23 protein-coding genes are annotated in these 25873 nt (G+C 56.9%); 7 read left to right on the top strand and 16 right to left on the bottom strand.

The window, feature by feature from the left end; all coding sequences use genetic code 11:
- Positions 1 to 17: 17 nt before the first annotated feature.
- The 7 genes from ACLV74_RS02710 (at position 18) to ACLV74_RS02680 (ending at position 8481) form a co-directional block, all read left to right on the top strand.
- Complete coding sequence (locus ACLV74_RS02710) at positions 18 to 770, top strand: TauD/TfdA family dioxygenase (RefSeq protein WP_411877830.1); 753 nt, start codon at positions 18 to 20, stop codon at positions 768 to 770.
- Between the two features lie 53 nt (positions 771 to 823).
- A complete protein-coding gene (locus ACLV74_RS02705) occupies positions 824 to 1543 on the top strand; it encodes a class I SAM-dependent methyltransferase (RefSeq protein ID WP_411877829.1) in 720 nt (239 codons plus the stop codon).
- Between the two features lie 65 nt (positions 1544 to 1608).
- Positions 1609 to 3297 carry a glycosyltransferase gene (locus tag ACLV74_RS02700; protein ID WP_411877828.1) on the top strand — a complete coding sequence of 563 codons (1689 nt, stop codon included), beginning with the start codon at positions 1609 to 1611 and terminating at the stop codon, positions 3295 to 3297.
- A gap of 280 nt (positions 3298 to 3577) precedes the next feature.
- Positions 3578 to 4405, top strand: coding sequence for an ABC transporter permease (locus tag ACLV74_RS02695; RefSeq protein WP_411877827.1), 828 nt, complete (start codon positions 3578 to 3580; stop codon positions 4403 to 4405).
- Between the two features lie 3 nt (positions 4406 to 4408).
- The gene (locus ACLV74_RS02690) at positions 4409 to 5662 is read left to right on the top strand and encodes an ABC transporter ATP-binding protein (RefSeq protein WP_411877826.1); all 1254 of its coding nucleotides are present in this window, start codon (positions 4409 to 4411) and stop codon (positions 5660 to 5662) included.
- Between the two features lie 745 nt (positions 5663 to 6407).
- The gene (locus ACLV74_RS02685) at positions 6408 to 7553 is read left to right on the top strand and encodes an MBOAT family O-acyltransferase (RefSeq protein WP_411877825.1); all 1146 of its coding nucleotides are present in this window, start codon (positions 6408 to 6410) and stop codon (positions 7551 to 7553) included.
- Positions 7528 to 8481, top strand: coding sequence for a hypothetical protein (locus ACLV74_RS02680; protein WP_411877824.1), 954 nt, complete (start codon positions 7528 to 7530; stop codon positions 8479 to 8481). Before ACLV74_RS02685 ends, ACLV74_RS02680 begins: the two co-directional genes overlap by 26 nt.
- 116 nt (positions 8482 to 8597) lie before the next feature.
- On the opposite strand, the gene ACLV74_RS02675 is transcribed toward ACLV74_RS02680, so the two are convergent.
- From ACLV74_RS02675 to ACLV74_RS02600, 16 genes are all read right to left on the bottom strand, one after another.
- Positions 8598 to 9539 carry a methionyl-tRNA formyltransferase gene (locus tag ACLV74_RS02675; RefSeq protein ID WP_411877823.1) on the bottom strand — a complete coding sequence of 314 codons (942 nt, stop codon included), beginning with the start codon at positions 9537 to 9539 and terminating at the stop codon, positions 8598 to 8600.
- Positions 9540 to 10274: a hypothetical protein gene (locus tag ACLV74_RS02670; protein WP_411877822.1), complete on the bottom strand. Its 735-nt coding sequence runs from the start codon at positions 10272 to 10274 to the stop codon at positions 9540 to 9542.
- A 118-nt stretch (positions 10275 to 10392) separates the two neighbouring features.
- Positions 10393 to 11262 (bottom strand): glycosyltransferase, encoded by an 870-nt coding sequence (locus tag ACLV74_RS02665; protein ID WP_411877821.1) that lies wholly within the window; start codon positions 11260 to 11262, stop codon positions 10393 to 10395.
- Entirely contained in the window at positions 11259 to 12503 is a 1245-nt protein-coding gene (locus ACLV74_RS02660) for a glycosyltransferase (RefSeq protein WP_411877820.1), read from the bottom strand. Before ACLV74_RS02660 ends, ACLV74_RS02665 begins: the two co-directional genes overlap by 4 nt.
- Complete coding sequence (locus ACLV74_RS02655) at positions 12500 to 14191, bottom strand: glycosyltransferase (protein WP_411877819.1); 1692 nt, start codon at positions 14189 to 14191, stop codon at positions 12500 to 12502. Before ACLV74_RS02655 ends, ACLV74_RS02660 begins: the two co-directional genes overlap by 4 nt.
- A gap of 46 nt (positions 14192 to 14237) precedes the next feature.
- The gene (locus ACLV74_RS02650; RefSeq protein ID WP_411877818.1) at positions 14238 to 16061 is read right to left on the bottom strand and encodes a hypothetical protein; all 1824 of its coding nucleotides are present in this window, start codon (positions 16059 to 16061) and stop codon (positions 14238 to 14240) included.
- Between the two features lie 231 nt (positions 16062 to 16292).
- Entirely contained in the window at positions 16293 to 17285 is a 993-nt protein-coding gene (locus tag ACLV74_RS02645) for a lysylphosphatidylglycerol synthase transmembrane domain-containing protein (RefSeq protein ID WP_411877817.1), read from the bottom strand.
- A gap of 36 nt (positions 17286 to 17321) precedes the next feature.
- The gene (locus ACLV74_RS02640; protein WP_411877816.1) at positions 17322 to 18542 is read right to left on the bottom strand and encodes a glycosyltransferase family 4 protein; all 1221 of its coding nucleotides are present in this window, start codon (positions 18540 to 18542) and stop codon (positions 17322 to 17324) included.
- 10 nt (positions 18543 to 18552) lie between these two features.
- Positions 18553 to 19179: an acetyltransferase gene (locus ACLV74_RS02635; RefSeq protein WP_411877815.1), complete on the bottom strand. Its 627-nt coding sequence runs from the start codon at positions 19177 to 19179 to the stop codon at positions 18553 to 18555.
- Between the two features lie 10 nt (positions 19180 to 19189).
- On the bottom strand, positions 19190 to 20290 hold the full coding sequence (locus ACLV74_RS02630) for an ATP-grasp domain-containing protein (RefSeq protein WP_411877814.1): 1101 nt from the start codon (positions 20288 to 20290) through the stop codon (positions 19190 to 19192).
- Position 20291: 1 nt separating this feature from the next.
- Complete coding sequence (locus tag ACLV74_RS02625) at positions 20292 to 20981, bottom strand: metallophosphoesterase family protein (RefSeq protein ID WP_411877813.1); 690 nt, start codon at positions 20979 to 20981, stop codon at positions 20292 to 20294.
- Positions 20978 to 21889, bottom strand: coding sequence for an NAD-dependent epimerase/dehydratase family protein (locus ACLV74_RS02620; protein ID WP_411877812.1), 912 nt, complete (start codon positions 21887 to 21889; stop codon positions 20978 to 20980). Before ACLV74_RS02620 ends, ACLV74_RS02625 begins: the two co-directional genes overlap by 4 nt.
- 101 nt (positions 21890 to 21990) lie before the next feature.
- Positions 21991 to 23097: a DegT/DnrJ/EryC1/StrS family aminotransferase gene (locus ACLV74_RS02615; protein ID WP_411877811.1), complete on the bottom strand. Its 1107-nt coding sequence runs from the start codon at positions 23095 to 23097 to the stop codon at positions 21991 to 21993.
- A gap of 5 nt (positions 23098 to 23102) precedes the next feature.
- Complete coding sequence (locus ACLV74_RS02610) at positions 23103 to 24062, bottom strand: NAD-dependent epimerase/dehydratase family protein (protein ID WP_411877810.1); 960 nt, start codon at positions 24060 to 24062, stop codon at positions 23103 to 23105.
- A gap of 138 nt (positions 24063 to 24200) precedes the next feature.
- The gene (locus ACLV74_RS02605; protein ID WP_411878039.1) at positions 24201 to 25304 is read right to left on the bottom strand and encodes a DegT/DnrJ/EryC1/StrS family aminotransferase; all 1104 of its coding nucleotides are present in this window, start codon (positions 25302 to 25304) and stop codon (positions 24201 to 24203) included.
- Between the two features lie 8 nt (positions 25305 to 25312).
- The gene (locus ACLV74_RS02600) at positions 25313 to 25873 is read right to left on the bottom strand and encodes a DapH/DapD/GlmU-related protein (protein ID WP_411877809.1); all 561 of its coding nucleotides are present in this window, start codon (positions 25871 to 25873) and stop codon (positions 25313 to 25315) included.

Genomic DNA, 25873 nt, shown 5'->3' with positions numbered 1-25873 from the left:
CAATGCAAAAGAGCTTTATGACCAAAATCTTGACACTCACCGCTCCGACCAACATGAAACTCCTGGCCGATGAAATCAAAAATGTCGGCAAGGACGGCGGCGTACTGGTTATCCGGGAGGGATCCCGCTTGTTCGACAAAGGCCATTGGGCCAAGTTTCTTTCGGAAGAATGCGGATTGAATCTCGACACGCGGCAATACAACCTGTCCGAAAAAATCGAACATGCGCAGTGGTGGGAGATCTCCTACCAGCCCGACAAACAAACGGTCTATGCCCACAGCAACACCCGGCATCCCCTGCACAACGACAACTCCTGGTTTTCGGATCCGGCAGAGATTAATTTCTTCGTTATGGAAAAGCAGGCCTCGGCGGGTGGCGAGCAGTCGATCTACCCGCTTGAACGGTTGATTCTGGACCTGGGTGAAGATGACCCGGCATTGTTGCGTGACCTGCAGTCGGTTGAAGTCACAATCCAGAAAGGCGACGGTGAGTATTTTCACAAGACACCGATCATCAGAATGCGTCCGGAGCCCAATATCTTCTGGAATTATTACCGAACGATCAAAAGCGATCCCGGGATCAAACGCCTGTGTGATGCTTTTTTTGCGTACCTCGAGAAAAGGGAAACAAGCTCCAGTGTCGAATTCATACAATGCCGTAGTGGCGATTGTCTGTGCTTTCACGACCAAAAAGTGCTCCATGGCAGAACCGCCTTTACAGCGTCTCAACCGTTTGAGCGGATGCTGTTTCAGTCGATGTGGAAGCTCTAGTTCACGCTTCGCAAACGCCCCTCCCAATAAAAATACCGTTCCAGGAAATGCCAATGACCCAAACCGCCCCGATCATCCAGTCCATTGAAAAATCCGTCAAGGACGTTCCCGGATGGACGCCGATCGATCAGCTTTACTCTCTTTTTGTTCTGGCGGTTTCAACGACTGGCTTGAAAGGAGACATCCTGGAACTGGGCTCCTGGTGCGGTCGCTCGGCGATTGCGCTAGGCCTTGCCGCTCGCCTGATGAAGGAGACCAAGGTCATGTGCGTTGACCTGTTCCCGGAGAAGTCGGATTGGTATGAGAACAAGGACGGCTCCTATTCGTTCAAGGTGACGATAGGTGACAAACTATTTGATGCATACCATGAGCAAACCGTCTGGAAGGAGCCGTTTGAACGCGACATTGTTCCCGTTTATCAGCGGAATGAGAGCCTGCTGGAGACTTTCCGGCAATGTGTTGCCAATCAATCGCTTGACGATATCGTGACCCCGTTCCGCGGCGACCTGGCGCTATTCTCCAAGGAAGGCCCGCAGGACTTTAAATGCAAACTGGCTTTTATTGACGGCGACCACAGCTACGAAGCCGTATGCGGTGATATTGCGCGCGTCGAAAAATATCTCGTACCTGGCGGCTGGATTTGTTTCGATGACGCTTTTTCATCGTATGAAGGCGTCAACAAGGCCATTAGCGACAAGATTATCGCGAACCCCCGCTACTCATTTGCGCAGCAATTTACGCGTAAATTCTTTGCGGCCCGATTTTCCGGCTGAGACCACCAACAGTAACCCATCGTCGCCTTGACCGCGCCCCATTTGCAACCTGCGCATAGAAGCCTGTGACAGACCTCAACACCGATGACAGCCAGATAACTGAAAAGCTGAGTTCAGTCTATCAATCCATACAGCGCGGGGAAACGCCCGATCAATCCGATCTGGTCAGCCTGCTTAGCCTTGAAACCACCACTCACCGTTTCCGGGTTAACCAGGAATTGGCCAAGGCGTATTTCTACTTCCCCCGGGATATTGACAAGGCGGCGGTATTCGCGGAGAGAGCTTTAGCGCTGTGCGGCCTGTCGGAAGATTTTCTGGCCTTCTATGTTGAACTGCACAAGGCGACGGGTAATCTGGAAGCACAGAGGACGGCCTACAAAATCGTGGGGAAGCGTTATGCGGCCGCCGGGGATGTGTATACGGCCCTTAAGTGTTTCAACCAGCACAGGAACGTCTATGCCCTGGCAGGATTGGGAAACCGGTATGACTACGATTTCGACGTTCTCGAGTGTATTGACCAGCTGGCACTCACTGAAACGAAAAATATGGCTCTTCAGTCGACGGCGCCATCCAAAGGGAAGAAGACGCGTCTCGCTTACCTGGTTTTTCACGTGCATCACCCCGAGTCGGTCATCGTCAAGATGCTGAGCGCGTTTGCCAAATATCACAACTCCTCCGAGTTTGAGGTTGCCTTTTTTATCGCGGAGTCCAGCCGGAAGAATGACGCGGTTTCGTTAAAAAATATTGACGTGCTCACTCAAGCGGGAGGACGCGTCATCCAGGCGGATCAGGAGGATGTAATGGCCTGCCTGCGCCAAACGGCCGCGCATGTTCGGGCTTTTGGCCCGCATGTGTTCATCACCACCGCCATTCTGGCCGAGTACGAACACTATTTCCTGTCCTTTACCTGCCCTGCCGTTGCGCGCATAGGGCTGACTTACGGACCGCCGGAACTCTACATTGCGCCCCGGCTTGACTGGGTGATCGCGAGCCTGGACAGCCTGATCATTGACAGCCCCAGCAGTGGTTCCGTGGTTCATATTGAATACGATCTGCCGGACAGCCAGTCGCTGACCATCTCCGACAGAGCCAGCCTGAACATCGCGGACGATGCGGTTGTGCTGATCAGCGCGGGGCGTCCGCTGAAATTTATGTCCCGGGAATTCTGGTCCGCCATTCTTCAGACCCTGGAGGCTCATCCCCGGGCGGTCTTTGTTGCCGTAGGCCTGGACGTCGACCCGCCATTCCTCGCGGAATTGTTGCTCGACACGCCGCTGGCCGACCGTGTCATCCGGCTGGGCTGGCAGGCCGACTATCTTGGCATCCTGGGCATGGCTGATGTGGTGGTGGACACTTATCCCTCAGGTGGAGGCCTGGTTTTGCTGGATGCCATGGCGCTCTCAATTCCCGCCGTGTCTTTCCACCACGACTACTCCCAGCGGTTTGACCAGATGAACTGGAATCTGGGTGAAGACCTTGTACCGCTGCCTGAGTTACTGGTGAGCAGGGATAATTTAGAAGGCCTGAAGCAGCTCCTCTCTTCCCTTATCGAAAACCCGCTGCAACGTAAGGAACTTGGAAGTCTATGTCGCACGGCTATACACGAGAAAAGAAGCTCACCGACAAGATATGTTCAAAGCCACGAGGCCATCTACAAAAAGATTCTGGCCCGAAAAGCGAACGGAACTTTGAGTCTTCCTGCGGCTCCCAAAACGGGTTTTTTTGAAGTACTTGGCCGGGTTTTTCGCTCCTAATTGCCGGATTGGTGCGCTGGGACGCCTTCAGGGGGTGCGGCCAGCTCGCCCGAGGTATCATTGACATCGCGTGGATTGGCCTGAACGACAAACCGCAAAACGACGATTTGGCGGCCAGTCCGCAACGATACGCCGGCACTGCCGCGATGATCCATCCCTGCGCCGAGGACAAGCAACATGCCCTTGAAAAGCGGGCGTGGCTGTGAATGGCGAGTATTCGCTAAGCGCCATATTATTTTAAAACCTGAGCACCCGCTTTTTTGTATTGACCGCGAAGCCCATGACTAATCGTGAAGAAACGCTGATTGCGCCAGTCCCAGGCCTGTCGGAGATGACATTCAAAGACCTGTGGCGCCACAGGGACCTGCTGCGCTATCTGGTCAAACGCGATATGCAAATGGCCTATGCGAATACTGCGGCCGGTGTCTTTTGGGTGTTGCTTCAGCCGCTGGCCACCGCACTCGTGCTGACCGTGGTTCTGGGCATACTGATACGCGTACCTACTGCAGGACAGCCCTATCCGCTCGTGATTCTCGCGGCCTATCCTTTCTGGATCTACTTCAGCAATGTCGTCAGCCGCAGCGCCAACAGCATGGGCGCCAACGCGCATCTGCTTACCAAGGTCTATTTCCCGCGCGTGATTATTGTTCTGGTCCCCCTGGTGGCCGGACTTCTGGATTTGGCAGTCTTGTTGGGCGTGACCCTGGTCGCGGCGCTTTTCTATGGCCGATTCCCCCAGATTTCCTGGCTGATGCTGGTGGTGCCTGTCCTGTTGGTGATACCGCTTGCGCTGGGCACCGGATTGTGGTTTTCACTGCTGACGGTCCACGTTCGGGACATCGGCATCGCCCTTCCCGTCGCATTGCAGATGGCTATGTACTGCAGCCCCGTCCTGTACCCCATTGCACTGGTACCTTCCGACTGGCGCTGGCTTTATGACCTGAATCCCATGGTCGGGATCGTGGAGACATCACGCTGGGCCTTGCTCGGAGTGGGTGAGATTCCCTGGTATTCCCTGGGCGCCTCCGTGATTGTCGGCCTGACCTTGCTGGTAACCGGGATTGTGTTTTTTCGCGCGCTTGAAGACGCAACAGCGGACCTGATTTAAAAAATGACTCAATACGCAATTCAGGTCGAAGGACTTTCCAAGCGCTATTCCATGGGTGCCAGCGCAGGCATAGGCGCCATGCGCCATCAGCTCGCCCAGCGCCTGTTCAGAAAAGGCGGCTTGGGAGACCGGCCGCTGATCGGCAACGAATTCCTGGCTCTCAACAACGTGTCGTTCAATGTCAAGGAAGGCGAAATCGTCGGCCTGATCGGCCGCAACGGCGCCGGGAAAAGCACGCTTCTGAAGATACTGTCGCGCATCACCAAGCCGACGGCGGGGCAGATCAGGTTGCGCGGACGGCTTGGAGCGTTGCTGGAAGTAGGCACCGGTTTCCACCCCGAACTCTCAGGGCGTGAAAACATCCTGCTGAATGCCTCCATCCTTGGTTTGAGCAGGCAGCAGATCGCAGATCGCTTTGAGCAGATCGTCGAATTCGCCGAAGTCGAGCAGTTCATCGACATGCCGGTGAAACATTATTCAAGCGGAATGTATATGCGCCTGGCATTTTCCGTGTCCGCGCATCTGGACCCGGACATCCTGATACTCGACGAGGTATTGGCCGTGGGTGACGGCGCATTCCAGAAAAAATGCCTGGGTCGCATGGACTCCGTCGCCAAGGATGGCCGGACGGTCCTGCTGGTGTCGCACAGCACCCCCATGATCGTTGCATTTTGCAATCGCTGCATTCTGTTGGACAAGGGGCAGGTGGAAAAGGACGGTCCTGCGGAAGAGGTCGTTGAGTACTACCAGGAGTCCCTGACTGAGCGCTCCAACAAGTCATTTGAGGTTATTCAAGCCGAGCAGAATAAAACCGATGCGGCGCGTTTCACGCGCGTTCGCCTGACGCCGCTGGACAAGGCAGGTTCACCAGTTGAAGTCCTGCGAGTGGGTGGAGATCTCGAAATCGAGGTGGAAGTTGAGGCTGCCGAACGCGTTCAGGATGCCAATGTTGCCATTGTGGTCAGCGAGCTTACCGGATACCGCGTGATCGATGCCAATCTTGCGCTGAAAGATGACTACCTCTCCCTGAGACCGGGTCAGAAAGCCATCCTTCGTTTCACACTGCGAAACCTGCTGCTGCGCCCGGACACCTACCGCATCGGCCTTTGGATAGGGCGCAAGGACGTGGAAAACATTGCAATGAGCACCGACGCTGCAACCTTCACGGTAGAACTGGACCCACGCAACCTCGCACACTTCCAGATATTCCCGGGTGTATACCAGTGCGAGTTCACGCATTCCGTTTCCAAGGATTGATTGCCGGCGCAACTCTCTGCGCCCCAGCATTGCGATTCAGGTTATTTCGGAACTCTCCTGAATGTCTTGAACGCGGTGAATATTGGCTCGCGCAGCTTTTGTTGCCTAGCCATTTCGCCCCACCATATGTAACGGTAATGGGTGTCCGAAGATCGGGGCCGGTATGCGGATATCTAGGATGCCGCCCTCAAGGAGGGCCCGTCGAGCTGACTCCCAAGGACATGGGCTCGGCGCTCTCTCGAAGCCCAATGAGGATGAGTCTCCGGTGCCGAGCCCCCATCCCTGGACATGCGCCAGCCTCTGTCTACCACACCGTGCAGCCAGACTGCCAACATCGCGGGGTTATTCAATAGGTGCTCCTCGCAAGCGCAAAACCACCCGCTCTTGAGACATCAAAGCTAAAAGTTGCATTTGATCACCTCGCAGTTCCCGGCCTCGGCTACTTACTGACAACGCCTGGGCCGGGCAATCGCAGTGTTCGCTAAGGCATACTTACGCCAAAATCAAAGAGGTTCGCTTGCACTTTACGTCTTACATGTTCGTGGCGTTTTTGGCCATTTTGGTGCCGCTTTACACGGTACTACCATCCTGGAGCCTTCGAAAAACGCTTCTTTTACTGGCCTCATATTTCTTCTATGGGGTCTGGGACGTGCGGTTTTTACTCCTGCTAGGGGGGACGACCGTATTTGATTATTTTTGCGCCCTGGCCATTACAAAGGGGATCAGACCCCGAGTTTTTCTGATCTTGAGCATCACCATCAATCTGCTTGTTCTCGGTTTTTTCAAATATTCGAACTTCTTTATTGAATCAAGTGCGGCACTCCTATCCACCTTTGGCATAACTCCAGCGACATGGACCTTGAATGTCATATTGCCTGTGGGCCTTTCTTTTTATACCTTCCAATCGATGAGCTATGCCATTGATTGTTATAGAAAGAAAATGAACGCCGAAAAGAGCTTTCTGGATTACGCAACATACGTCTCATTTTTCCCGATGTTGGTTGCCGGCCCTATCGTCCGTGCCTATGACTTCCTTCCGCAACTGAAGACACCACGCTTCGTCACGACAGATGATTACCAGGAAGGCGCCTACAGAATAGCGATCGGCTTGTTCAAAAAGCTCGTCGCTGCCACTTTTTTCTCGACGCAATCAGATCGGCTGTTCAATCTTCCCGTTGAACAGCTTTCGTCCGTTCAGGTCGCAGTCGCCGCCATGTGTTTTGGCATTCAGATATACCTGGACTTCAGTGCTTACAGCGACATCGCAATCGGCACTGCACGAATCTTCGGTTTTCGGATTCTGGAGAACTTTAATTTCCCGTACGCCAGCCGGTCCCTCAAGGAGTTTTGGTTGAGGTGGCATATCTCGCTTTCATCCTGGCTGCGGGACTATTTGTATATCTCCATGGGCGGCAATCGCCGCGGCCGAAACCGTAAAAACCTGAACGCCATGCTAACCATGTTGCTCGGCGGCCTTTGGCACGGCGCGAATGGTACCTTTCTTATTTGGGGGTGGCTCCACGGAACCTATCTATGGCTAAGTGACAGATTTTCACCCCGCATAAAGATACCTGGATGGATATCGGTTTTACTGGTTTTCTTCTTGGTCAGTTTTTCCTGGATCGCATTCAGGGCGCAAAACACTTCAGCCGCTTTGGCGATGTACCAAATACTGTTCACCGTTCATCGCATGCCATCCAGAGAAGAGGTAGCGTTGTTGTTGCTGTGTCTTGTCACCGGACCGGTGTTTCATGCATTCGCAAGCAGGCTGGATCTGGATATAAAAATTCAGACTCTTTGCAAAAATAAAGCCCTTTTCTACATCACGGTGGCTTGCGCCATTTACTTCTTGAGGGGCGAGAACTTTGAGTTCATCTACTTCCAGTTTTAAGAAGACCCTTTCACTTTCGCTCATCGGCTTCGTAGGCGTAATTCTGGCCGTGGAGCTGGTATGCAGGGGGCTTGGTTTTCTGCCCCTGGTATGGTTCGGGAAGTACCCTGTCGAATGGCGTATTGTGTTCGACCGCGCAAAAAATTCACTGAAAAACGACAAGCCGGTAGTTGCATTCGTGGGCGACTCAAGAGTCGAGTGGGTCGTCGACTCGGGGTTGATGCCTTCGATGAACAAAAGTTTTGATATCTATACGCTGGCTTATCCCGGAGCCTCAGTTCGACCAATATTGCGAGAATTGTTGCACCGCGATTTTGCACCGCCTGTTCTCGTCATTGGATACTCACATCTCAGCCTGTATTGGAGCAAGGTACCCTTTTTCCCCGCCGAGAAAGTAAAAATTGAGGACCGATTCAATAGCAAGATCGATCTTTTTTTGACTGATCATTTATTTACCTACTCCCCGAGTCTTTTTCGAAGAGGACTGGGAGGGGAGAGGTCCTGGATGGCGTCAAGGTCCATTGCACGGAACGGCAGAGCTTCCATGCAATATCAAATTGCTCATGATGCTGCCGTGCAGGAGCAACGGAACTGGTACAAGACCATGTACGAAAAGCCGATGCCGGCAGATCAAATAAGGGCCATCAATGATGACCTCTTAAAACTTGTACTCGAATTCAAAAAAAGAGGCTCCAAGGTAATGCTCGTGCGCATGCCTGTGGATGACTGGGTCATTGATCTTGAAACGAAACATGATCCAGTTACTTTTGAGGCACTGACAAAGCTACTGGATGTTCCCGGGCTTGATTTAAATAAAAATCTTGATCGAAAAAAAATTACGTACTTTGACGGGCTTCACACATCCATTGAATCGGCCCCTTATGTGAACCAATCAATAGCTGAGTTTCTTCAGGAAAATGTCCACTAGACGCCGTGCCTCTTGCACCAGATGCCGGGGTGAGAGAAGCCCCCAGCCAAATGCAAAGAGGGGATAGATACAGATGCCGCAAGCGGTGGCATCATCCGCGCTGCATTTGAAAAAATTCAGAAAGTCAGGCGGTTTCGCAAGCTTCGACCTATCAAGCGCTTGGCCTCGGCATTGCCTGGCGCCTCGGAAATTTCCACATCGATCAACCTGATCACGCCAGTGCCACTGCCACAGGCAATCACAGGATCGCCATCGATTCGATAACACACCTGCCCCGGTACGGCCATGAAGGGCCCGGGGTGCTGGACCTCCACGGCACGCCAGATGGTGACTTTTTGCGCGCCTTCGAGATAAGTGTAGGCGCCGGAATAAGGGCGGGCGGACGCGCGCACCGTGCGCAAGATACGCTCAGGGGCCCAGTTCCAATCAATTCGTGAATCTTCCGGCCGGCGTGGGTAAGTCCGCAAGGCCACTTCAACATCCGCCGATTGAGCCAGCAGCGTCGCCGTGCCGGCCGCAAATCCCTGCACCGCCTCTACAAACATCAGCGGTATCTGCCGATCCAGCCAATCGCACACCACGGTCATATCGACCTCGTCGGTCAAGGGCAAGAGTTGCTTCACGATCACCGGCCCCGCATCCAGTTCCGGGGCCATCTGGTGGATACACACGGCGACGTGCGGCTCTCCCATCAGGATCGCCCAATTCGCGCAGGCATTGCCACGGTACCGGGGCAGATCACCGGCATGGGCATTGAGCACGCCGTGGGGAAACAGATCCAGAACGCTGCGGCCTATCACCGTGAGCCAATTGACGGAGATGGCAATGTCGCAGCCGTAGGCAGCGAGCCTGCGGGCATTCGCTTCTGAATTAATCGCCACATCATTGATAAAATCCGCGCCTAACTCAACGGCCAGGTTTTTGAACGCATCTTCGTTGGCCCCGTAAAACGCTTCCGCGCTGCAGGTCCAGATCACCGGGATTTCGTGTCCGGCCGCGCGTACCAGCCTCGCCGCATCCAGCAAGGCCTTTGTTCTACCAATAATCGCTACACGCATTCAGGCCTCGAGATAGGTTTGTGTGATATCGGAAATCCGCTGGAAGCGCTGCCCGTTGCCCATGGCAACAAGCTGTTCCAGGTAGTTGCGTGCACCTTTGCCCTGATTGATAAACGGCAGGCATTCAGCGCGCGTCAACGACGTGAGGGGCCGGCCTTTTAACTCGGCTTTAAGGCGGGCGTACTCGTTCATTGTGGACATATTGAGCGCAATGTGGATAGGGTGGAAATCGTAAATCCTCAACTGGCCGGGCGCATCTTCTACAACAGAATCCCAGGACCAGCCCGGCCAGCAGGCGGCCACATCGTCCTCCCAATAGTAGGGTAGCCGCACAAGGGGCCTCCCGCCTGCCTCGAAGTAGATTTTCGTGGGTGCCAGCATGGGGTGAAACGGCAAGAATAGGGAAACGTCGGTGTCAATATCGGTGTCCGCGACAATACCGGCGAATATGGGTGAAGACTGGACGAGGGCGTGGGTGCGCATCGCCTTGGCCTGCGGCGCGATCGTCAGCACGTGATCGACGACCTCGCTGGTCTTCACGCCATGACTGGAGCCGGGCAAAAAGTTGGGGTGTATGCCTATCTCGAAGCGATCTTCGGTCGCTAGGTCCTTCAGGACATCGGCGGCATGGGTGGCAAAAAAGGTCGCTTTGACACCGGCTTTTTGGCAAATGTCGGCGCAAAGAGCCACGGCCCAATCCGGGGCCCAGTCAATATCAAAAGTCAATGAAAGCATAGCTATGTCCTGTGCTGTGGAAGCGCTTCAAAGGCCGCCGCTAATTCTATGCCGCTGGTCAGAGAACACCCCAGGCGGATACAGGTTGTGCGTGAGTCGCAAACCCACGAACGGAAAATCATCGCCCGGTGAATATTTCCATGGCTTTGTCTTTGGCGCGCAAGACTTTTGCCCAGCGGCCCAGGACTTTTGCCTTGCGGATGAATTGCGCTTTCGCGGCCTCATCGGCGCCGCAGTAATTCGAGGCGACTTGATTGACAAAGGCCAGAATGCCGGCTTTCCGCCCCCGCAACTGCTTGGAAAGGAGTGGGGAGTCCAGTGTCCGTTGAGCCATGTCCACCAGCTCCCTTGCCATGGTCTCCCCGGTCGCGGCTGAAGATGCTGCGGCGGGGTGCACACGGTGCGTCGCGATGATGCTTGGCAGGTGGGCAAGCTCGCCGGCAAGGGCCAGCCTGAATGACAGGTCCAGATCGCCGGTGTAGCGCACCGACTCGTTGCGATAGCCCATGGCGGCCAACAAATCACGCCGTATGAACATGCCCGGCCCAAGGCTGACATTGAACTCTGTCAGCATGCCCTCAATCGTGTATTGCGGCAGGCGGAACTCCTCGATCAAGGCGCCGTTCTCGTCGATGGAGGCCCAGTCCGGATAGACCGCCGAAGCATTCGGCCGGGACCTGAAACATTCGACGACTTTGGACACCGCATCCAGCGTGAACAAGGGGTCGTCCGAATTGACCACACCGACGATGTCACCGGTGCACATGCGATAGCCTTTATTGACGGTACGGCTCTCGCCGATATTGTCGTGCCGCACGTGTATCAACCGGTCAGCGTATTCGCCGACGACTACGGGAGTCTCATCTTTTGACCCATCGTCCAGAACGATGTATTCAATCTCCGGGTAATCCTGCTTGAGGACGCTTTCGATGGTCTCTTGAATGAATTTGGCCTGGTTATAAACCGGCGTGATGATTGAAACCTTCATGGTTTTGCCGTCTCATGCGATGCGCGCGCCTGATCATAGACATGGAGCATGGACGCGGCATACTTCTCAAAACTGTAGTTCAACTCTGCCAGGGCCCGTGCTTTTTTCCCCATCGTTTCACGTAGCTCATCATCGTCGACGAGCCGATGCAGCGCCTGGCTCAGAGCGCGGGCGTCGCCGCGAGGCACGGCGAAACCACCCTCAGGGGCGAAGCACACATCAGACAGGGGGGTGCCCTCAAAGACGACCGAGGGTACGCCGCAGGCTGTGGCCTCCATCGCCATCATGCCAAAGCTCTCGGCCATGGACGGCATGAGATGAATGTCGGTGGCCTGAAAGAAATCGACCATAGCGTTGTCACCTTCCACCTCGCCGAGTTCCGTGATGGGAAATTTCCCGTTCAATGATGAGAAGGCGCCCAGCCTTTGGCAGGTCAAGAGATGGACAGGCAGGTCGGCAGGCAGCATTTCAATCGCTTTGAGGGCGTACTCAAGACCTTTGTACGGTCCCTCCAAAGCGCGAAGACCGATCACGATGCGGCCAGGCGACAGGCCCAACTTGCTTTTTGCCAATGCCTTGTTGCCCGGTGTGAACACCTTCAAATCCAGACCGAAGGAAACGAGGTGAAGCGGGAAGTGTTGCATCAACGGGGATTGCTCCACGAGACGCTGCATCCAGCGGCTGGCGACCACCAGGTGCATGTTGGAGTTCCGGTACGAGAAATCCTTGAGTTTGAAATTCAGCCATGCCGTATCTCTGCGAATGGCGAAGGGATAGTCGAGGTGTGGGCAACTCTTGCAACCTGTTCTCCAGCCTTCGCATGCCAGCGGATGCACGCAATGCCCGGTCAGTGCCCATGGGTCATGGAGAGACCAGACACTGGGCTTGAGTTTGGTCAGCCGCGGCAAGGCCAGATAGCTGAAAAACTGGTTATGAATGATGTGATAGTGGACAACATCCGCTGTTTTGAACGCCGGATTGAATGGCAGAAGGAACGATTGGGGGTACAGGACATTGTGAACGCCGATGGAATTTTCCAGCTTGCGCACCCCTCGCTCACAAGCGCTCGTCACCTTCCGCAGCGAAGGTGCAACGATGGGGACGGAGGAATTTCCAGCCCCCTGCTTGATGCCCACCGCCTGCCGTGCGGTATGCCCATGCTCTTGAAGCCAGGGAATCAGGGCACCGCCATTAAAGCGATGCCCCAAAACATCGGTGTAATTGACCTGCAATACGTTCATGAGTGGGCGTCGGAAATGCGCCACAAGGCCAGGCATTTATCGCCATACATGCCGTCGCCTTCCGTGCAACCCTCATTGATGTAGCGGTCCGCCTTGGGCAGGTTGTAAGGCGCCTTCTCCAGGTTCAACGGGCGCCAGATGGTTCCCTCGTAGAGTTCGCTATTGCTTGGCCTGTCGATAAACGTCGTGGTCAAGAGCCACTTGGCGCCGCTGCGGCGGAATTGCTCCAGGGCTGCCAAGCCGTCGGCATAGTTCAGGTGCACCAGGCAGTCGCGGCAGAAAATCAGATCCGCCTTGGGCAGCGGGCCGGTCGTGATATTCATACGTTCGAATTTGCGCTTTTCGTTGCCGTATGTCGCCGCGTTCTTGTCGACAATGGATTGAACGATGTCGCCACCCGTGTACAGCACATCACCAAAATCAATATGGCGCATCCAGTTCAGGTCGCCGCAAGGCACATCCAGGAAGTGCCGGATGTCCAGCTCTTTCAGCAACTTTGGAATTTCCGTGCTGATCACCCTGGTTTGCAAAAGCGTTGAACCACCACCGGAGCGTGATTCGGTACCTTCAAACCCATTGTTGTTATAGATGCCGACGAAATCCAGCGAGGCTTCCTTAACCTCGCGGACATCGGCAACCGACACGCTCGGCTGGGCGGCCAACATTCTGCGAAGGCGGCGCAAAACGCGAATCACTGGAGAAGGGAGTATTTTGCGAAGCAGGGTTTTAAGCATGGCACGGCCCGAAGTACGAATAAAAAATGCAGCGCTCACATTGGAGAGCGTTGCCGATGGATCATATCGGGCGGTCAGGCGGGACATGACGCGCCACAACACGGCCGGATCGGCCGTGACAGCCTCGCATACCAGCAGTTGCTTCATCGCAAGCAACGCGGCCCTGGGATGGCTCCGATCAAGCATTTCACGCCCGAGCGACTCAAATGCGGAAACGGCCTCCTCGGGAGTGAAATTTTCCGCCATATAGGCAGGAGACAAAAGAGGGATATTTTCGTCGAAGAAGTTCTCGACCTCGGCAAGATGTCCCATCGTCAGGGACCCCTGCTCTGCATGTGAGCGCGCGTGCAGCAGTATTTCCGGAAGTCCGAAAAATGGATGTTTCAGGGCAATCTTGATCAGCAAATCGTAATCTTGCGTCGTCGGCAAATCCTCCCGGAATCCACCCGCCTCCAGGTACAGGGACTTGGGGGCAAGAATGGTGCAGCAATGGAGCCGTTGCCTGTAAATCAACTGGTAGGCGGCCTGACCTGGCTTGAATGCGGGCTCGGACGGGGCAACGTGGAGATATTCGCCGGCGGCGTTCATCAGGGCATGCCGGCAAAATACCACTGCATGCGGGTCGGGCAGCGCCAGCAGGAAATCCATCTCCTTGGCCACTTTTTCCGGGAGGTAGATGTCATCGTGAGAGAGCCATCCGAAGTAATCTCCACTGGCTTTCTCAAGCGCAAGATTCAGAGCGGACGCCACGCCGCCGTTTGGCTTGGCGTAATAGCGAACCCTTGAGCCATAAGAAAGCGCGATGGCCTCTGTTGCGCCGTTGTCTTTTGAGCCGTCATTCACAATGATCAACTCGATGTTAGGGTAGCTCTGCGCAAGCACGCTGTCGATGGCGTGGCGCATATAGTTCGCTCCACCGTAGACGGGGATGGCAATAGTAACTAGTGGGGACATATCATTTTTTGAATTGGCGACACCGTCGGGATTTGCTTTTCGCGCTCTACTGGCCGTCAGGCTGGCGAGTCAGCACATAGAGATAGTAAACATCCGGAAGAACGGTGATTTTCTGCACGGTGAGGCCTGGCGGCGGCCCCGAATCGATATCAGCGCGCTTGTGCGTGTGGGGGCTGTACACAATATAGTCAACTTTCGTGCGCAGGGCGAATTCAAAAATGTTCTCCCCCTTGTTGATCGCCTTGCCGACCTCAAAAGTGGCGAGCATTCGACTCGGTAATGCGCCCGTGGCGTAGGACAAAAGTAGCACCTTCGCATTAGGCCTTGTGTCTGCGTCGAGGCGCTGGGCCAACGCATAGAGCGGGGAGGCTGGCGCGTCGCCATTGACCGCATCGAGTAGCGGCATGCTGGCATAGTGTGAAGCGACTTTGGTGCTCTGGACGTGCATGACCAGCAACAGCAAGGCGGCAACCATTGCGGCTAAAGCAAGCTCCAGTTTTCTTTCAACCCACAACTGATAGCCCATGACCAGGATCAGGCAGGGAAGAATCAGGGCCGGCAAGAAGTACCTGGGAGCAATTACCGACGGCCTCAGCAGGACCCACGCGCACATACCGGCCAGGCTTCCCAGGGCGAGGTACAAGGCCTTGCGGCCGCTTTCGGATTGCCAGGGCCTCATCCACAGCGCGGGAAGCAGCATGAGCCACAAGGGAGATATGCCTCCGTGCTGCATGGGGTATTTTCCAAATGTCACGGCCAGCGGGTAAGTTGCCATGATCCACCTCGTGTATTCCGCGTTAAACCAAACTTGGTCAAGCGTAAATTTTGGCGTGGCTTTGTTGAACTGCAGCAAAGGGGAAAATGGATCTCCAAACAAAAGAGCATTCTTGCCCCACCATCCAAGTGCAAAAGCCGCAAAAACAGCAAGCCCCGAGACAAGCAGGATTTGCAGCAACACTTTGGGGGTTCGCCACCACAAAAGCAGCAGAGGCAGCCCCAATGTGAAGGGCAATATCAACGCATACGAAAATTTGGCCAGCACCGCGCAAGCCGCCATAAACCCGAATAAAGCGCAGTGGCGCCGTGACGGACTGAGGGAATGGATTGCACCAGGCATCCATAGCACCGCAGCGATCAGGTACATCAATCCAATCAGGTCTGTCTTGCCATCCCAGGCTACCAGCGTCACGGCGGTGCTCGTCAGAACAAGCCCCATGAAAAGCCAAGCCGCCTCCACTGAGACACCGAGGCCTTTGGCGCATCGCCAGAGCGACAGCAAAATGCCAACCAGCACCGGCCACATGGAAAATTTTGCGGCGATCAATCCGACGGCATCCCCGCCAAACACAAACATGACGGCGTAAGGCATTTCCGCAATCGCAGGAATAACGCCGAAGGATTCAAATGCAGGCAACAGCTTGAATGCGCCCGTCGCAGCGGTCAGCTTGGGCTGGGCGATGTAGTAAGCAATCGCATCGGCTCCGGGCTGGGAAAATGCTGCCATTCCGAACATCAGCAGCAGCAAGACCACGGCCACAGACAAACATTGACCGACAGGTGTCTCGGGGATGAAGTCCCGCGTCTTTAAGGCGAACTGCCGCACGGGCACACGCGTCAGGCTCAAGACCACGACTGCGGCGAATACGGGCGCAATGGTGTACCAGAAGAAACCACCCAGCACCGCGAGGATCTGCAGAAAAATCGCCAGGATGGCATGACCCAGCGCAAAAGCGCCGCCAACGATCTGGCTGTCCGCATTTTTCCCAATTACCAGGCGGCCCATGCACCAGCAGATGAAGGAATAAGCGCCGACCAGCAATGCCGCCGACAGGATCAGCGCGCACGCCGCCCAACTAAAAGAGATAGTCACGATAGAAAAGCTTTTGGAGAAGCGTGTAAAGCCAGATAGGCGGGCTCAACAGTGGGATTGTTCCCCAGGCGGCCATGAGCACGACGACTAACCACAAGACGAAGAGAGTGAAAGCCAAAAATTTAGGGAAATGATTCAGCATGATGTTATTCCGCGAACTTGCGCATAAAGCGCAGGACTTCCCGTGAAGTGACTCGTTATGAGGTACGGCCAGAAAGTCGCCATGACTTGTCAAACGTCTTGCCGCGCGGCATCACCACGCTTGAGCAGTTCCAGCAATTTCTGGCGCCCAGGCAATACCAGAAAAAACAGCCCGCCCAGCGTTGTACCCAGCAAAAGCACCGCATGATAAAGCACCGTGAAGGCAAGCGCGGCGCTGCCGTCTATCCCCACCAGCGCCAGGGCAGTCAGTGAGAAATACTCAAACGTTCCAAGCGAACCGGGTGCGGCGGGGATCATTGCGCCCACTGCGATGGTCAGCATGACAAAGAGCGATGGAATCAATCCCAGCTGGATATCAAGTGATTTCGCGATGAACATCATCACCAGAATCTCCATGGCCCATATGACGATGGAATAAGCTGCGAAATAGACCAGTCCACGTACCTTGGTCCCACTTCGGATTCCGGTAATCAGGTTTTCGGCAATGGTCAGCAAGCGCTCGTAGACGGCATGAGGCAAAAAATGCAGGTATCGCCTGAGAAGCGTCAGCATCTCCATCCCGAAAATAGGCACCAGAAGAATCACCAGCACGCCTGCGAGCGACGACATCCCCAGCGCATATCCGGCACTCCTGATCCAGGCACTCGCGGGAAGGCTGACCAGGACAACGGAGATCAGGCACGCGGTGATGATCAGGTCGCCGACTTTTTCAAGCACCACGGTGGCCAGCACGATGCTCTTGGAGATGACGGCGCGCTGCCCCAGCAGGTAGATACGCGCAACATCGCCCGCCCTGGCGGGCAGGAAGTTGTTCATCATGTGCCCGACCATAAGTGAGCGCAGCAAAGTGCCGATTCTTGGCCTGTCCGTCTTGTCAAAAAGAACCTTCCATCGCGCGGCGCGGGTTACGTAGCTGGCAGCGAAGAAAAGCGGCAGAGGAATCAGATAAAGCGTATCGGCCCGCGCGAGGAACGCCGCGGCATCACCAATGTGGTACCTGGAGAAAATCCACGCAATAAGGACGATGCCAAAGGCAAGCCCCAGACCGGTTTTAAGCTTCATGCGGGCCGCTGACCTGTTTGGAGGACACAAGAAATCTCATGCGAGCTTTTTTTTGACGGACTCATAGACATCGATGGTGCGTTTGCACACGCTTTCCCACAGAAAATTTTCGCGCACGGTTTTGGCAGCGGCTTCGCCAATGCTTTTGCGGAGCTCTTCATCTCGCAAAAGGCTGATGATGGTGGCCGCCAGCGGTCCGGCCCGATCAGGCTCCACGATCATGATGTTCTTGCCGTTTTCAAGAACACCCTTGCCGTAGGTGTCGGGATTCGCCGCCGTCAGCACCGGTACCCCCATCGCCATGGCCTCCAGCGATGCGATGCCGGGTGAAGTCTTCGCCGCTTTTTCCTGATTCAGCCAATGCGCCTCAAGTTCAGCCATTTCAAGCAATGCGGAGACTTCCGTATGCGGCAGGGGGCCGGAAAAAATGATTGAGTTGGAGAAATTCTGCGACTTGACCAACTCATCGGGCAGGGGTATGGAGACATCGCCCACTACAAGCAAAACAGCATCGGGGACGGCGGCCACGATTTCGGGCCAAGCAAGGAAAAGATCCCTCCGGTTGCGCATGGGATGCAAATGCCCCACAGAAAGCACTATGCGTTTGTTGTGCAATTTGAAGCGCCGGAGCAAGTCCTCGCGTGCATTGGGTTCGGGTTTCGAATGATGGATCCCGTACGGCACGAGGGCGGAACGGGTATTTTTAAAGTTGCGCCGTGCGTAGTCAACGACGTTCATATCCGGACAGACAATGCAGTCGGCCCGGCTGACGACGCCCGGTTTCAGCACAGCTTGCTCGACGAAGTAAAAAACCGCATTGACGATCCAGCTCGGATGGCGCAAGTAAGTATGGATGGTCAACACCAGCGGCAATTTCGTGGCCCAGCGCATGTAAGACGCGCTGAGCGACAGGTCGAACATGTAATTGTGAAGATGCATCACCGAAGGTTTGTGCAGTTCGATGATTTTCCTGATTCGACCGACATTTGAAGGTGTGAACGTCACTCCCAGCCAGGGAAAGTTGAACCCCAAAGTCAGGGCTGCCGGCAACCTGAATGAAGGAAGCCTGTAAACATGGATGCCATTGACGACCTCGGACTCCGCGCTGCCAGGAACAACGTGCGCGGTCACCACAACCGGCGTCCAGCCCTGCCGGACCAGCTCACGGCAAAGCCCTTCAACCTGGACCGAAGATCCGCTGACCACAGGTGGGTAGAAGTTGCTAAAAACGCAGACGCACTTCGGATTGGTTGTCAATTTGGACCCATCATTTGATTTTTTTGGCGGGAACGCCCACATACAGACCAGGCGCCGGCAGGGAGTCGATCACGACGGCCCCGCCGCCCGTCTGCACCCCCGGTGCAATATTGACCCAGTCGATCAACACCGATCCGGCACCCAAAAAACAGTCTCTGCCTACCGTCACGCAGCCGGCCAACGTCACCCCAGGGCCCAGGAAACAGTTTTCATCAATCCGGGCGTGATGATTAATCGAGCACCCCATCTGCAAGAGCACATTTTCGCCGAGTGCCACATGGTCCGCGACATTGCAGCGCGGCATTAGAAAACTGCCCGCGCCAATGCGGGCCGTCTCATCCACCCAGCAGCTTGAATGCACAAATGTCAAAAACGGGATGACAGGTTTGAAGCGCTCATAGCACTGCCAGCGGTAACGGCTATGTGCATAGCCGATGCCTACCACCAGCTGATCGAAAGCACCTTTTGCGTATTGTTTTTCAACATCATTCACTGTGCCGAGCACCGTCATGCCATCGGTCGCAGATTGCACATGGTCGTCAAAGAACCCGACGGGCTCGTAGGCCTGGTCGGTCTTGATGTAGTGGGCTATCTGCCTGCCCAGCAGCCCGGCCCCAATGACGGCGATACGTTTCATGGCCGCCGGGTCAGATGGTGGACGCCGTGAAGGATCCGTCGGCCGAGGTGAAGTATTCCCTCAGGCCCCGCATGCACGAACCCAGCTTCACGCCGCCGCCGTCCGCGCCGGGTGCCAGCCCGAGGCAGGATTCAATCATGCGCTCGGGCTCATTGAAGCCGGCCAGCGCGCGCATCGGCGTGGTTCCCGAAAACCGCGGGTTGATTTCGAAAGGCACAAAACGGCTGCCGTCCCAGCGGCCCTGGATGTTCAGGGGCCCGACTGAGCCGATGGCGCTCGCCATCTTCTCGGCGGCCTGGCGCACGGGCTCGAAATCGACAATGTCCCCTTGCGAAATGCCCGAGGACACGGCCAACACCTTGCCTAGCTCCGCTCGCCCCGTCTGGTTGGCGACGCGAAGGCGGTTTGAAAGACCCGCGAGTATCTGGCGCCGCAGCACCACGGTACCCAGGTGCTTTCCCTTGGGGCTGTGGAGCACGCCAACCGTGTACTCGGTTTCCGCACCGGCGATATATTCCTGCACCAGCGGCGTGGCGCCGTACTTGACGAGGTAGCGGGTAAAAAACCGCAGTTCTTCGTCGTCCTGCGCAAGAAAGGTGTTGGCGGAACCCCCGCCGCCGTGAACCGGCTTGATGATGCAGGGGAATTGCAGGGGCAGCCCGGCATCAAGGCTTTGCCCCTCTTCGAAGATGAAGGTGCGGGGGGTATGGAAGCCGTTGGCGGACAGAAAATCGATGGTCTGCTGCTTGTCGACGCAGGTGGCGATGACTTGCGGCGCATTGACCAGCACGGTGGCACCCGAGGATTCGAACGCGTCCAAGTGCCTGGACATCTTGATCAGCTCGGGTTCGCTGCCGGGGACCACAAACTGGATGCCGTGCCGGCGGATCAAGCCCAGCAACTGGCCGATGTAATCGTCCGAAGACGCGACGGGAAGCGTCTCGCGGACGTCGGCCGGAACCACCTGGGTGGCATCGCGATGGACGTTGGTGACGATAATCCGGTAAGCCTGGCGCCCGAGAAGCAGGGACTTGCAGACTTGTTCCCCTATGCTGCCGCCGCTCACCCCCGTCACCAGGACCCCAATGGGATTCGACTTGTCGTACGTCATGCTATGGCATTGCCCTTTGCTGTCTTTTTCTGCTCAGTATCTGGATCGAAGGCTCTTCCCAGCCGAGTTCGCGCAGCCGAAGCTGGAAATCCTGGACCGGGTAGGCCACCCTGCGGAACTCCACGGCCCGGGTCAGCGTGTCAAAAATCGCATAACTCGCATCGGGATTCCAGTCGCGCGGCTGGCCCACCGAGCCCGGATTCAGGAGCACGCCCGCGCCCGCTTCGATGCGCAGCGGATGATGAGTATGCCCCAGGCAGAGCATCTGGTCGTGCTCGAGCCGGATGTCGGCCAGCTCGGGAGAGTCGGGGTATAGGTAGCTTTCTTCGTCCCAGGGACTGGCATGGCGGACCTTGATCCGCAAACCGTCGAAGGCAAAATTCATTTCGAGCGGCAAGGAGGCGAGCCATCTGAAATTCTCCGCGCTCAGGTGCTCGCGCGTCCAGTCCACCCGGTAAGCCTGGCGGTGCTCGGGCGCGGGCGTCAGCCCGCCGCAGACATAAGCATCATGGTTGCCGCGCACCACATGCATCTTCGCGCCTCTCACCGCATCGCACACCTGGTTGACGTCCGGGTAATAGCCCACGACGTCACCGCTGCAGATGATGGCGTCCACCGCCGGCATGTCGTTCAGCACCGCCGCAAGCGCAAGATGGTTGCCGTGGATATCGGACAGGAATGCCAGCTTCACAGCAGCCCCCAGGCGGTGGCGGTCCGGTGCAGGCCCTCTTTGAGAGAGACCCGGGGACTGAAGCCGAAAGCGGCGAACGCCGCGTCTGTCGGAAAGCGCCCGCGGTAATTTTCCTGGGCGTCCGCGCCGGCAAAAACCAGGTGGGTTGCCGGGTCGCGGCCAAACAGTTCCAGCGCCGCCAGTGCCAGTTCCCTGGAACTGACCGCCTGGTTCCCGGAGAGGTTGTAGCGGCCCGTTGCGCGGGCGGCTATCGCCTGGCGAAACGCATCCGCGACATCGGACTCAAATACAAAATCCTGGCTCCGGCTGCCCGTGCCATTGAGGACCAACGGCAGGCCGGCCGCGGCGTCGTGAAGAAAGCGATGTATCACCGTTTTTGCCTTCGCCCTGGGGCCATAAGGCGCCGACACCCTCAAACTGCAGCAGGGGATGGCGTGCGGAGCCAGCATGGCCGAAGACATGAGTTCGCAGGCCGCCTTGCCGACGGCGTAAAGATCTGGGGGGCACAGCGGGGCGTCCTCGCCGCAGGCGGAGGATTGTGCGCCGTAAACCCGGCAGGTGGAGGCCAGAACAAAGTGGCCGGTGTTTGCCCGTATGACCCATTCGAGCAGGTTGTGGGTCATTTTCTGATTTTCCAGCAACACGCCGGGCTCACCCATGCCGCCCGGCAAGACGGCCGCGCAATGAACCACCGCGTCGAATCGGCCGAGAACGTCGAGTTTTTGCACATCAGCCATATCGGAGAGGTCCAGGCCCAGGGCTTTCGCCTGCGCAGGCGACCGGCCGGACTTTGGTCCCGCCAGCGGCAGCACGTCGGCGCCGCAGGCCAGCAGGTCGGCGGCGACAACGCTCCCGAGAAAACCGCTTGCGCCGGTGACCAGCACCTTCATCCCCTCCAGCGACTTCATTGAACACTCCTGTGGCCGGGAAACTGGTGATGGACACGATGCGGGCAAAAACCTGGCGTCCGCTTAACCCCTGTGAGCAGGATCATCCGGACCTCCACCTGCTATCCGCAGCACTCTGAGACGCTGCGGAGCAATTTGCCGGCCACGTCTTCAATGTCCCGCATGGACATGCGCCCGTGGAGCGGCAATACGAGTCCGTCGTGGTACAGGGCGGTCGAAACCGGGCATGTCGCGGCACCCACGCCATAGGTGGCCTCGAAATAGCTCAGGCAATTCAGGGCGTGCGCACCCAGGTTGACCTCCACGCCCTGCTCGATCATCAACTGCTTGATGCGCTCCCGGACACCGTCCGGAAGCACGACCATGAAGCTCTGCCATGAGTGCCCGTCGCTGCGCCGCGGCAAGCCTATGCTTGCATGGTCTTGCAGGAGCGCGCAATACACCTCGACCATCTCCTTGCGCACAGCCAGCTCCTGCCCGAAGCGGGCGATCTGGTTGATGCCGAGCGCGGCCTGGAAGTTGGTGAGCCGATAGTTCAGGCCTGCCTCGGTGAAGTCCATGCGCCCGTTGACGGGCTGGGTCCCATGGTTTCTCAGGCGTTTGGACAGCGTGACCAGTTCGGCGTTGCGCGACATCATCGCGCCGCCTTCACCGGTGGTGATCGCCTTGCGCGGATGAAAGGAAAAACAGGCCATGTCGCTGTAATAGCCCGGATGGAAACCGTCCGCAATCGTGCCGAGGGCACAAGCGGCGTCTTCGATTACCTTGATGCCGCGGCTTGCCGCCAGTTCGGCAATGCTTTTGACCTCAACCGGGAAGCCGAACTCATGCACCAGCATGATGGCTTTGATATCCTGACCCTCGGGAGAAGACAGCGCCTTTTCCACGGCTTGCGGCGTCACCACATAACTTTGCGGGTCGACGTCGCACAGCAGCACCTTGGCGCCGACCAGTTCGACGGCGTTGGCGGTGGCCGGGTAAGTAAAGGCCGGCACCAGGACCTTGTCGCCGGGGCCTATCCCCAACGCAAGCAGCGCAAGGTGCAAAGCAGAGGTTCCCGACGACACGGCGGCGCAATGGGGAATGCCCGAGAACGCCACCAGTGCCGCTTCAAATTCTTCAACGGCCTTTCCTTGGACGAGCTGGCCGCTCCTGACGACCTCGACCATGCGGGCAATGTCGTCATCGCGAATATCCGGGACAGCCAACCGGATCACAGCAGGTTCTGTCGGAACCAGACAGCCGTTTTCTGCACACCCTCTTCGAGGTCGACCTTGGCGGAAAAGCCCAACAGCTCCTTGGCCTTGCCCGTTTCCGGAATGCGCAGTTCGATGTCGGCGGACAGCGCCGGCTTGAATTCAATCTTGGATTTGGATTCGAGCACGCGGCAGACGGCCTCGGCGAGGCCGAAGATGGTCGTTACCGCCCGCGCATTGCCCACATTGAACGACTCGCCAATGGCGCGCTTGTCTTCAAGCGCCAGCATCAGGCATTCGACCATGTCGTCGATATAGCACCATGCGCGGATCTGCGTGCCGTCGCCGTAGATAGTGATGGGCTCATTTTTAAGGGCGCGGCGGACAAATATCTGGAGCGCACCTTCGCCGGTCTGGCCAGGGCCGTAAACATTGAACGGCCGCACCGTCACAACGGGGAGGCCGAACTCCTTGAAATAGGAATGCGCAAGATGCTCCCCAGCCAGCTTGCTGACGGCGTAGACCCAGCGCGCCTCGCCCGCGGAGCCTGCGACAGTTTGCGTGGTCTCGGCAACACGATAGGCCATGGAACCGAACACCTCGGAGGTTGAAAAGTCCAGGACACGGTCCTTGATCTTGTTTTGCTGCGCGGCCTTGAGCACGTTGGCCGTGCCTATCATGTTGACTTCCATGGTGCGCACGGGCGACTTGACCACCGTGTCGATGCCGGCGATGGCGGCGGCGTGCACCACGATGTCGGCGCCGGCCATGGCCTCGTTCACCGCGTTGAAGTCGAGCACGTCGCCCTTGATCAAGTGGATGTTTTTGTTTTTGCCCAGCTCGGAATGCTGCAGCGTGTTGCGATCCAAGTTGTCAAACAACACCATCTCGTTGTCGGCGCAAAGGCGGGATGCCAGCGTTGAGCCGATAAAACCAGCGCCGCCGGTGATGAAGATTTTTTTGCCTTTGATTGCCATCGCGAACCCTGTTGTTTGAAAAGAATGATTGCACCGGACCAGTTTGCCGGCGGCGACTGGCGATGTGAGCCATCACTATGCCGACCAGATGCGGGAAATTTTGATTTTAGCTGCTCCCGGCCCACAGCCGGGACGCCGTCAACCCGCAAGAGCGCCGGCGAGGGCGTCCACGATGAACGCCTGCGTTGATTCTGTGAGATACGGGTGCATGGGCAGGCTGATCACCGTGCCGGCCGCCGCATCGCTGAGCGGCGTATTGTCCGCACTGCCGAGATGCAGGTACGCCGGCTGCCGGTTGAGCGCTACAGGGTAGTGGACCGCAGTGGGAACGCCCAGGGATTGCAGTTTTTTCTGGACCGCATCGCGATTCTGGATAAAAACGGTGAACTGCGCCCAGACACAGGTCCTGTCGGGCCTCACGGCAAGCACGCTGGCCGGGACCCCCGCCTTGCGGATCAATTCCGCGTAACGCTCACCCAAGGCAAGCCGGCTTTGCACCTCCGCCTCGAAGCTGTCCAGCTTGGCCAGCACGATGGCGCACTGCAGGGTATCCATGCGCCCCCCTACGCCCACACGGGTGTGGTGGTAGCGCCTTTCCTGGCCGTGTACCCGGATTTCGCGCATGGCCTTGGCCAGTTCGTCGTCGTTGGTGAAAATGGCGCCGCCGTCGCCGTAACAGCCAAGGGGCTTGCTGGGAAAAAAGCTGGTGCAGCCGATGGTTGAAAGGTTGCAGCTTTTCCTGTCGCGGTAGGTTGCCCCAAAACTCTGGGCGGCGTCCTCGATCACGGGAATATTTCCATTACGGGCGGCGATGGCGTTGATCTCGTCCATGTCGGCTGTCTGCCCATAGAGACCCACGGGCATGATGGCCCTGGTCCTGGAGGTAATTTTTGCCTCGATCAATCGCCAGTCGATGTTGCACGTGTCGGGCTCAATGTCCACAAAAACGGGAATCGCGCCCAGCAGGACAATGACTTCCGCCGTGGCGATGAAGGTAAACGGCGTGGTAATGACTTCATCGCCGGCTTTCAGGTCCAGCGCCATCAGCGCGATCAGCAAAGCCTCGGTCCCAGAGGCCACCGTGATGCAATGCCGGACCCCCACAAAGTCCTGCAACCTCTCCTCAAGTTCCTTGACCTCAGGCCCCATGATGTACTGGCCATGATCGAGGACCTGCTGGATGCGCCCGTTGATGGGTTCGCGCATTTGCGCATATTGCGACTTCAGGTCGATGAATTCAATTTTGGATGTCATAAGGCAACGCAGCTGTTTTTGTCAATCAGATAGGCCAGGCCGCAAGTGCAACGAATCTCGCCATCCCCTTTGAGCTGCACGCCGCATTTGCACATCCAGCCCTTGCGGCGCGCCGGCATTCCGAGCATGAGTGCATAAGCAGGCACATCGCGATTGACGACCGCACCCGCACCGATGAAGGCGTAGGTGCCGATATCCACGCCGCACACAATGGTGCAGTTGGCGCCCAGGGTCGCGCCCTTCCTTACATGGGTCTTGCGGTATTCGTCTTTGCGCGTGATGGCGGAGCGGGGGTTGTAGACATTCGTGAAGACCATGCTGGGCCCGCAAAAAACATCATCCTCCAGCCTGACGGCGTCATAGACCGAGACGTTGTTTTGTATTTTGACGTTGTCGCCTATGACCACGTCATTGCCCACAAAAACATTCTGCCCGAGCGAGCAGCCCTTGCCGATCGTGGCGCCGCCGCAGACGTGCACCCAATGCCAGACGCGCGTTCCCTCGCCTATGCTCGCGCCCTCGTCAACAATGGCGCTGGAATGGACCGTCGTGGTCAC

The sequence above is a fragment of the Polaromonas sp. YR568 genome, from assembly GCF_943369415.1.
Taxonomy (GTDB): Bacteria; Pseudomonadota; Gammaproteobacteria; order Burkholderiales; family Burkholderiaceae_C; genus Polaromonas.
Note: the sequence above shows the minus strand (reverse complement) of the source record. Positions and strands in the feature narration are given on the sequence as shown.